The following is an 8,606-nucleotide window of genomic DNA, read 5'->3' as shown; positions in this document are numbered from 1 at the left end:
GATGAGATGCTGAAGGGCGGCAAGAAGAAGATTCGTCAGGATTCGGGCGTGGGTGTGAAGCCGATCTCGATCACGGGATCAAAGCGGCTGGTGCGGGCGGCGATTCAGTACGCGCTCGACAACAACCGCAAGACAGTAACGCTGGTGCATAAGGGAAATATTCAGAAGTTCACCGAGGGCGCGTTCCGCGAGTGGGGTTACGAGGTTGCGTCGGAGGAGTTCCGCGAGCAGACGGTGACGGAGCGGGAGAGCTGGATCCTTGGCAATCTTGAGCAGAACCCTAACCTGACGGCGGAGCAGAATGCTGCGCTGATCGAACCGGGAATTGAGTTTGCCGCGAAGGAGTTTGGCGACGGCGTGGTGGCGGAGGTGAAGCAGGTGATCGCTTCGATTGGCGCTTCGCATGGCGGCGGCAAGTGGAAGAGCAAGATCCTGGTCAACGACCGAATCGCCGACTCAATCTTTCAGCAGATCATTCTGCGGCCTGAGGATTACAGCGTGCTGGCGACGACGAACCTGAACGGCGACTACATCTCGGATGCCGCGGCCGCGCAGGTCGGTGGGTTGGGAATTGCACCGGGCGGAAATATCGGTGACGGCTATGCCGTCTTCGAGGCGACACATGGAACGGCTCCGAAGTATGCGGACAAGGATGTCATCAATCCGGGATCGGTGATTCTATCGGGCGTGATGTTGTTCGACTTCCTCGGTTGGACCGAGGCGGCGCGGCTGATTGAGAGCTCGATGGAGAAGACGATTGCGCAGAAGTTTGTGACCTACGACTTCGAGCGCGGCTTGCAGGGCGCGACCAAGGCGAAGACGAGCGAGTTTGCCAGTCGTATGATTGAAAACATGGGGTAAAGAAAAAAAGCAAAAGCAGGTCCTCCCGCTGCGCGGAAGGATGACAAGGTTTCGATATCGATGAGGAGATGCAATGCGTAAGAAGGTAACGATTGTTGGTGCGGGAAATGTGGGTGCGACGGCGGCGCATTGGATTGCTGCGAAGGAACTGGCCGATGTGGTTCTGCTGGATGTTGCAGAGGGAACGCCGCAGGGTAAGGGCCTCGATCTGCTGGAGGCGATGCCGATTGAGAAGCGCGACTGCAACATTATCGGCACCAATGACTATGCCGATACCGCGAACTCGGACATCGTCGTGATTACGGCAGGCATTCCGCGTAAGCCGGGGATGAGCCGCGACGATCTGCTGAACACGAACTACAAGATCATGTCCGATGTGGTGAGCAAGGTGACGGCTCATTCGCCGAACTGCATCATCATTGTGGTTTCGAATCCGCTGGATGCGATGGCGCAGGCTGCCTTTCATCAGGCTAAGTTTCCGCGCGAGCGCGTGATCGGTATGGCAGGCGTGCTCGATTCGGCGCGCTTCCGCACCTTTATCGCGCAGGAGTTGAATGTCTCCGTTGAGAACGTCACTGCTTTTGTTCTTGGTGGTCACGGCGATACGATGGTTCCGCTGCCGCGCTATTCGACGGTTGCGGGCATTCCGATTACAGAGCTGATTGCGCCGGAGCGGATTGCGGAACTGGTGCAGCGGACGCGCGATGGTGGGGCCGAGATTGTGAAGTATCTCAAGACGGGAAGCGCCTTCTATGCTCCCTCCGCGGCTGCTACGGAGATGGTCGAAGCGATTCTGAAAGACAAGAAGAAGATCCTGCCTTGCGCCGCTTATCTTCAGGGCGAGTATGGGATCTCCGGCTTGTTCGTTGGAGTTCCGTGCAAGCTAGGCGCGAAGGGGCTGGAGCAGATCATCGAGATCAAGCTCAGCGCTGATGAGCAGGCGGCACTGCAGCGGAGCGCGGATTCTGTGAAGGAACTCTGCACAGTGATTGGCGTCGTGTAAGAGAGTTCGTTGAAATCAGAAGGCCCGCTCATTTCGATGAGCGGGCCTTCTGATTTTGCATTGCGTAAAAGATTACACGCGTTCGATGGTGACGGTTTCGAGGACGACTGGCGTTTTGGGGCGGTCCATGCCGTCGCGGCTTAGCTTCGAGATTTTTTCGACGATGTCGTAGCCCTCGACGACTTCGCCGAAGATGGTGTGCTTGCCGGTGAGCCAGCTGGTATCGGCCACGGTGATGAAGAACTGTGAGCCGTTGGTGTTGGGGCCGGCGTTGGCCATGGCGAGCTTGCCCTTCTCCTGGAAGCCGTGCTTGGAGCCCTGGGTCTCGTCGGCGAACTTGTAGCCGGGGCCGCCCATGCCGGTGCCTTCGGGGTCGCCGCCCTGAACCATGAACTGGGGGATGACGCGGTGGAAGACGGTGCCGTCATAGAGCTTGTTGCCCTTCTTGCTGCGGCTGTTCCATTCTTTGGTTCCTTCGGCGAGACCGATGAAGTTGGCTACGGTCTGGGGCGCGTCCTTCTCGAAGAGCTCACAGACGATGGTGCCTTCGCTGGTCTTGAAGGTTGCATAGGTTCCGGGTTTGGTTGGCATTTCGATATTCTCCTGAACTTCGTTATCGGTTAGTGGTTAGTGAAAGGCGGGAAGAATTCCGGCGGTATCGCGGAGATAAAAAGTTATTGAGCCGCCGGGGCCGGTGCTTCGGTGGCAGGCGGCGCGGGAGGTATGGGTGGCAGCGGTGGCATCGGCTGTCCGTCACGCACAATGGTCACGCGATTGATCGTGACCGGGGTCAGCGGTTTGTCGCTCTCGTTTCGAGGCACACGCGCGATTGAGGCCACCAAGAGCACGCTGTGGGCATCGCACTGCCCGAAGATGGTGTGCTTGCCGTTTAACTCGGGTACGGGAACTTCGGTGACGAAAAACTGAGATCCGTTGGTTCCGCCACCGGAGGGGCCAGGGCCGGAGTTCGCCATGGCAAGCCTTCCCGGCTGGTCGAAGATGAGCGAGGGGTCGATCTCGTCTTGAAAGAGATAGCCGGGGTCGCCGGTGCCGTCGCCCGCGCGGTCGCCGCCCTGAATCATGAACGAAGGGATGACGCGATGGAAGGTGGTGCCGTTGTAGAAGGGCTGGCCGTGGACCTTTTTGAGCGTCTTCGGGTCGGTCCAGTCCTTTGTGCCTTCGGCGAGGCCGATGAAGTTCGCTACCGTGATGGGGGCCTGTTTGTCGTAGAGCTTGCAGGTCAGACGTCCCATGGTGGTGTCGATCACAACGGTGGGGCCTGTGGGTACAACTGGAGGCTTCACCGTGGTCGTTGCGCCGGGATCGTCGGGGAGAGCGTCTGCCGAAGACTGCGAGCTTTGCGCGAGCGCGGGCAGGCTGAAGGCCAAGGCAAGTGCGAGATAGCGAAGCTTCATGCGGTGTAGGACTCCATGCATCAGGCTATCGCAGACTGGGGCATGGAGCAATTCGCGTCCTCGCTCAATTCGCACGCTGGCCCAATTCGCATACGGTTACATGAGCCGCGTGATCAGGTTACGCACGATCTCGAGCGACCCACCGTAGACGACATGGGAGGCCCAATGTTGGAGGTGGTCGAAGGGGTGCGTCTCCGTTGGCGTTGAGGAGAGCTGGAATGCGGGAACGGCGACCTCGTCTGCGGAGAGAAAGAGGAGTGTCCCGAAGGCTGTGCCGGCGCCTGTGGTGACCTCTGGGACGGCCTCGGCAGAGACGGCATAGACTATGCCCATCAGCGTGCCGAAGGCGTAGTGAACGGCGCGGCCTGCTTTTTTCTTGTCTTCGCGAGGGAGGTGAGTGCCGGTCGCTTTGGCGATTCTTCGCGCGACGATCTCGGTGGAGTCTTCCTGCTCGGCTTGCTCTTGTTCTTTTTGCGCCTGCTCGTGAGCGATTTGCCAGGGAGACTCGTGGTCGGCTAGTTTCTTTTGCCTCTCGATTGCCCTCTGGCCGGCGGTGGTTAATTTTTGAAACTGGTCCATGACCAAGGTCGCAGCGATGCCTGCCGCGATTCCGGTGACGATGCCGCGAAAGATGGAAGGTCTATTTCTGCGCATAGTGATCTCCGTTGACATTTGATGCGATTTTTTACGAATTTGTGGAATAGATTTGCTGGATTTGGCGTCCAATGAAGCTAGAGGATCATTCAAGATGGCAAAATATGCGCTTTATGTATCGTTGAAGGCAAAGCCGGGCAAAGAGGCTGATGTGGAAGCATTTCTGAAGCAGGGTGCGGAGATGTCCAGAAAAGAGAAGGGAACCGTGGGGTGGTTCGGTCTCAAAGAGGATGAGGGCCACTATTCTGTCTTCGATACTTTCGACGATGAGGCGGGACGGGATGCTCACTTGAATGGAGAGATCGCCAAGGCATTGATGGCGAAGGCAGATGAGCTGTTTTCGGAGCCGCTCAAGATTCATAAAATTGCAGTTTTAGCCGATAAATAATGCTGGTTTGCGAGTGCTCACTTACTGTCTTCGAGAGCAACCCCGGCCACGATGGCACCATCTGTCTTAGTAGAGGTGATATATGGCACAGGGTTTAGATTCAACCAAGACCGGAGCGCGTCCTTCTCATGAGGCGATTGAAGAGGAGACTTTTGCGACGGAAGTAGGCAAGAGCGATGAAGAGAAGCTGAATCATCTTGGGATGGAGAGCGCCAAGCGCGCGCAGAACCGGATTCACTCCAACGAAGAGACGACTCCCGGCAACTCGATCTTCTCGAAATAATCTTCACTAGCCTTTATCTACAATCTAACTAACAAAAGACCCGCCGTTTTCGGCGGGTCTTTTTGGCCGTAAGGCATAGCTAAATCAACCAGCTTTTCCCAGTAGGCCGTGAGGATCGAGAACGAATTTCTTTGCCACTCCTGAATCAAACTCCTTATACCCTCTGGCCGCGTCGCTCAGTGAAATGACCGTCGCATTCACGATCTTCGCAATGGGCAAGCGGCCGTGAAGGATCGCCTGCATGAGCTGCCGGTTGTATTTAAGGACAGGTGTCTGTCCGGTGTAGAAGCGATGCGACTTTGCCCATCCCAGACCGAAGCGCATCTTCAGATTGCCTTGCTTTGCGGCTTCGTCTTTTGAGCCCGGATCTTCTGTGACGTACAAACCTGGGATGCCGATGCCGCCCGCGGCACGCACAATGGACATGAGAGAGTTCAAGACAGTCGCAGGGGCCTCTTCGCCTTTCGCGCCCTGCGCTTTGGCCTCGAATCCAACAGCATCCACGGCTGCATCCACCTCGGGTTTGCCGACGACCGCGGCAATGAGATCGCCAAGGTTGTCGCTTTTAGTGAGGTCGATGGGGACGAAGCCAACGCTTTTTGCATGGGCCAGCCGGTCTGCATTCATATCGCCGATCATGACCACGGCTGCGCCCAGAATTTGAGCGGAGGCCGCCGCAGCCAGTCCCACGGGACCTGCGCCCGCGATGTAGACGATCGATCCAACGCCCACACCCGCCGATACTGCGCCATGAAATCCAGTTGGCAGAATGTCGGACAGCATGGTCAGGTCTTTGATCTTTTCCATGGCCTGCTGCTTGTCAGGAAATTTGATGAGGTTGAAGTCAGCGTAGGGCACCATCACGTACTCGGCTTGGCCGCCGACCCAGCCTCCCATGTCGACATAGCCATAGGCTCCGCCTGCACGTCCGGGATTGACGTTGAGGCATACGCCTGTCTGTTGTTCGCGGCAGGTGCGGCAGCGCCCGCAGGCGACGTTAAAAGGAACGGTGACAAGGTCGCCGACCTTGAGATATTCGACGTCGTCTCCGGCTTCGATAATCTCTCCGGTGATCTCATGCCCCAGCACCATGCCTGACGGAGCGGTTGTGCGGCCTCGGACCATGTGCTGATCCGAGCCGCAGATGTTGGTTGCCACAACTTTGAGGATCACGCCATGGGTAATCTTTTTACCAGCGGGATTCTGCATCTTCGGGAAGTCGATGGACTGTACTTCCACCTTGTTTTGTCCTAGAAACACTACTCCGCGATTCTCAGCCATTGCATTACCTCTTCGCAGTCGGATTTGAGCGTGCTTCCAGGTTGGATGCGCCTGCTGGACTTCGCGGTTAGAGCGCCGCTGCGCCTGCTTCGGCGACTGAGTGATCCTGCACGCCTGAGCCACCACTTACCCCGATGGCGCCTACTACTTTGCCATCCCTTTTTAGAGGAATGCCGCCAGCGAAGATCATGACCTTGCCGTTGTTCGATGCGTGAATGCCAAAGAACTGGTCACCCGATTGCGAATTCGCGCCCAAGTCTTTGGTGGTGATGTCGAAGGCGCGCGAGGTCCAGGCCTTCTTCTGCGCGATGTCGATCGAACCGAGCCAGGCATTCTCCATGCGCTCGAAGGCGATGAGGTTGCCGCCCTCGTCCACGATGGCGATGTTCATGGGTTGTTTGATCTCTTCGGCTTTCTTCTCTGCGGCGGCGATCATGCGGCGGGCGTCTGCGAGCTGAATCATTGAAATTCTCCTTGAGTGCGCGATGTCTTTCTGGATTGATCCTACCAACCAATTCGATGCCAGCCAGAGCCGTATTGAACAAGCTATGCTGGTTGGCGGATGAAATAGTTGCGTGAGAGGACTTAAGCATGAAGTTTTTTGCTGGACTGATGTTGCTGGGATGTCTGGGCTCGCAGGGAGTAGTGGCGCAGGGGGGGATTGCACAGGATTCGCCTTCGCGGCTGATGGCGGCTTCGATGATTGAGCAGTGGCCTGTGGGTGTGGTCTCGACGACAGGGCATCCGGGGGCGTGGGGGTACGAAGAGGGCGTGCTGCTGGATGGGATCGCTGCGGAATGGCACACGACGGCGGATGGGCAGGACTTTCATTACATCAAAGCGGCTGTCGACAAGTATGTGACGGCAGATGGAAGCATCACGGGATACAAGCCTGAGGCGCACAGCCTCGACAACATCGAGCTGGGGCGAGCGGTGCTGCTGGTTTATCGGGTAACGCAGGAGCCGAAGTACTACAAGGCGGCGAAGTTCCTGCACGACCAGCTTGAGGCGCAGCCGAGGACGGCGAGCGGCGGCTATTGGCATAAGCAGATCTATCCCAACCAGATGTGGCTCGATGGCGCTTATATGGCCGAGCCGTTTCGTGCGGCTTATGCGGCCACGTTTCATGAGCCTGGAGACTTTGCCGATATCGCCAGGCAACTGCTGCTGATGGATGCGCACATGCGCGATCCGAAGACTGGCCTGCTGCGGCATGGATGGGACGAGTCGAAGAAGATGCAGTGGGCAGATGCGAAGACGGGTTTGTCGCCTGAGGTCTGGGGACGGGCGATGGGATGGTATGCGCTGGCGCTGGTGGACGTTCTGCACTGGATGCCTGCGGACCAACCGCAACGCCCTGAACTGGTGGCCGCGCTGAACCGGACGATGGCTGCAGTGGTGAAGTATCAGGATGCAAAGACCGGCCTGTGGTGGCAGGTAATGGATAAGAGCGGTGGAGCGGGCAACTATACCGAGGCTTCGGCGAGCTGCATGTTCGTCTATGCGCTGGCCAAGGGCGTTCGCATGGGTTATCTGCCGCAGGCCGATGAGGTGAGCGCGCGGCGTGGATGGGAGGGCATCCAGAAAGCGTTCGTCACGATGGATGATGGAAAGATGGCTCTGAGCGGGACGGTGATGGTTGGCGGGTTGGGTGGAAAGCCTTATCGCTCGGGAAGCTATGACTACTACATTGGCGAGAAGACGCGGGTGAACGATGCCAAGGGTATCGGCGCGTTTTTGCTGGCGGGAAGCGAGATGGAGCAGGCATCGACCGAGGCTTTGGGACAGGGAAAGACAGTGCTGGTGGATGCGTGGTTCAACTCGCAGACGCGACAGAATGCGGCAGGACAGACTGAGCTGTTTCATTACAAGTGGGACGATGACTCGAACAATGGGTTCGCGTTTTTCGGGCGCGCTTTTCAGCGCTACGGCACCAGGCTGGCGACCGAGAAGACGGCACCGACCGCGGCGGATCTGAAGAAGGCGCAGATCTATATTCTGGCTTCCCCGGATATTCCGTCGAAGAACCCTAACCCGCATTACATGGATGCGAAGAGCGTCGATGTGATCGCCAACTGGGTGAAGCGTGGCGGCGTGCTGCTGTTGATGGAGAACGATGGGCCGAATGCGGAGTTCACTCACTTCGATACATTGGGCGACCGGTTTGGCATTCACTTCAACCAGGTACTGGTGAACCATGTCGTCGGCAACGACTATCCGGCGGGTGAGATTGAGATTCCGGCGGGGACGGGCGTGTTTGAGCATTCCCATCTGGCCTATATGAAGGACACCTGCACGATCTCGGTGTCGAAGCCGGCGAAGGCTGTGGTGACGAAAGACGGCCACGTGATGATTGCCGTGGCGAAGTATGGCAAGGGAACGGTGTTCGCCGTGGTCGACCCGTGGTTCTACAACGAGTATGTGGATAGAAGGAACCATCTGCCTTTGAAGTATGACAACTTCGCCGCGGCGATTGATCTGGCTGGTTGGGCGGTGCGGTAGTAGCCAGTGCGGCTGCGCTCCTTTCCTTAGAAGAGCAACGGCAATAGATATGGTGTGGACATTGCGATTTACGGTGCGGTGGCGTAACTATCCTTCGTCTCGTGAGGGAACGATGGTGAAGCGGCTTTTGAGGCGCAGGAATGGCTTTTCGTATAGCTGATACGACATGTGTGCTACGAGGACGGTTAGGCAGAAAGCGAGGGTTGTTCCTACCCCGTC

Annotated in this window: 10 protein-coding genes; 5 read left to right on the top strand and 5 right to left on the bottom strand. The window is 57.5% G+C overall.

Annotated elements, in window-relative coordinates; genetic code table 11:
* The coding region (locus VMU57_RS14285) for an isocitrate/isopropylmalate family dehydrogenase (RefSeq protein WP_325384545.1) at window positions 1–861 on the top strand (861 nt) is incomplete at its 5' end.
* 73 nt (window positions 862–934) lie between these two features.
* Window positions 935–1,864: a malate dehydrogenase gene (gene mdh / locus VMU57_RS14280; protein ID WP_325384543.1), complete on the top strand. Its 930-nt coding sequence runs from the start codon at window positions 935–937 to the stop codon at window positions 1,862–1,864.
* Window positions 1,865–1,936: 72 nt separating this feature from the next.
* On the opposite strand, the gene VMU57_RS14275 is transcribed toward mdh, so the two are convergent.
* From VMU57_RS14275 to VMU57_RS14265, 3 genes are all read right to left on the bottom strand, one after another.
* Window positions 1,937–2,455 carry a peptidylprolyl isomerase gene (locus VMU57_RS14275; RefSeq protein ID WP_325384541.1) on the bottom strand — a complete coding sequence of 173 codons (519 nt, stop codon included), beginning with the start codon at window positions 2,453–2,455 and terminating at the stop codon, window positions 1,937–1,939.
* 83 nt (window positions 2,456–2,538) lie between these two features.
* On the bottom strand, window positions 2,539–3,279 hold the full coding sequence (locus VMU57_RS14270; protein WP_325384539.1) for a peptidylprolyl isomerase: 741 nt from the start codon (window positions 3,277–3,279) through the stop codon (window positions 2,539–2,541).
* A 96-nt stretch (window positions 3,280–3,375) separates the two neighbouring features.
* A complete protein-coding gene (locus VMU57_RS14265; protein ID WP_325384537.1) occupies window positions 3,376–3,933 on the bottom strand; it encodes a DUF1440 domain-containing protein in 558 nt (185 codons plus the stop codon).
* A 94-nt stretch (window positions 3,934–4,027) separates the two neighbouring features.
* On the opposite strand from VMU57_RS14265, the gene VMU57_RS14260 reads away from it, so the two are divergent.
* Both VMU57_RS14260 and VMU57_RS14255 read left to right on the top strand, forming a co-directional pair.
* The gene (locus VMU57_RS14260) at window positions 4,028–4,321 is read left to right on the top strand and encodes a putative quinol monooxygenase (protein WP_325384535.1); all 294 of its coding nucleotides are present in this window, start codon (window positions 4,028–4,030) and stop codon (window positions 4,319–4,321) included.
* 82 nt (window positions 4,322–4,403) lie between these two features.
* Window positions 4,404–4,604 (top strand): hypothetical protein, encoded by a 201-nt coding sequence (locus VMU57_RS14255; protein ID WP_325384533.1) that lies wholly within the window; start codon window positions 4,404–4,406, stop codon window positions 4,602–4,604.
* An 84-nt stretch (window positions 4,605–4,688) separates the two neighbouring features.
* Here VMU57_RS14255 and fdhA read toward each other — a convergent pair whose 3' ends face one another.
* Window positions 4,689–5,885 carry a formaldehyde dehydrogenase, glutathione-independent gene (gene fdhA, locus VMU57_RS14250; RefSeq protein WP_325384531.1) on the bottom strand — a complete coding sequence of 399 codons (1,197 nt, stop codon included), beginning with the start codon at window positions 5,883–5,885 and terminating at the stop codon, window positions 4,689–4,691.
* A gap of 67 nt (window positions 5,886–5,952) precedes the next feature.
* Window positions 5,953–6,348, bottom strand: a complete 396-nt coding sequence (locus VMU57_RS14245; RefSeq protein WP_325384529.1) for a heme-binding protein — start codon at window positions 6,346–6,348, stop codon at window positions 5,953–5,955.
* 128 nt (window positions 6,349–6,476) lie between these two features.
* On the opposite strand from VMU57_RS14245, the gene VMU57_RS14240 reads away from it, so the two are divergent.
* Window positions 6,477–8,387, top strand: coding sequence for a glycoside hydrolase family 88 protein (locus VMU57_RS14240; protein ID WP_325384528.1), 1,911 nt, complete (start codon window positions 6,477–6,479; stop codon window positions 8,385–8,387).
* The last annotated feature ends 219 nt before the right edge of the window (window positions 8,388–8,606 follow it).

Origin of the sequence: Edaphobacter sp., assembly GCF_035532915.1 — a bacterium.
Classification (GTDB): Bacteria; Acidobacteriota; Terriglobia; order Terriglobales; family Acidobacteriaceae; genus Edaphobacter.
This window is presented reverse-complemented; position numbering and strand designations above follow the sequence as displayed.

Bases quoted from the DNA above. Each gene is read 5' to 3' on its own strand.
- mdh (WP_325384543.1), top strand. From the start codon at position 935: ATGCGTAAGAAGGTAACGATTGTTGGTGCGGGAAATGTGGGTGCGACG.
- VMU57_RS14275 (WP_325384541.1), bottom strand. From the start codon at position 2,455: ATGCCAACCAAACCCGGAACCTATGCAACCTTCAAGACCAGCGAAGGC.
- VMU57_RS14270 (WP_325384539.1), bottom strand. From the start codon at position 3,279: ATGAAGCTTCGCTATCTCGCACTTGCCTTGGCCTTCAGCCTGCCCGCG.
- VMU57_RS14265 (WP_325384537.1), bottom strand. From the start codon at position 3,933: ATGCGCAGAAATAGACCTTCCATCTTTCGCGGCATCGTCACCGGAATC.
- VMU57_RS14260 (WP_325384535.1), top strand. From the start codon at position 4,028: ATGGCAAAATATGCGCTTTATGTATCGTTGAAGGCAAAGCCGGGCAAA.
- VMU57_RS14255 (WP_325384533.1), top strand. From the start codon at position 4,404: ATGGCACAGGGTTTAGATTCAACCAAGACCGGAGCGCGTCCTTCTCAT.
- fdhA (WP_325384531.1), bottom strand. From the start codon at position 5,885: ATGGCTGAGAATCGCGGAGTAGTGTTTCTAGGACAAAACAAGGTGGAA.
- VMU57_RS14245 (WP_325384529.1), bottom strand. From the start codon at position 6,348: ATGATTCAGCTCGCAGACGCCCGCCGCATGATCGCCGCCGCAGAGAAG.
- VMU57_RS14240 (WP_325384528.1), top strand. From the start codon at position 6,477: ATGAAGTTTTTTGCTGGACTGATGTTGCTGGGATGTCTGGGCTCGCAG.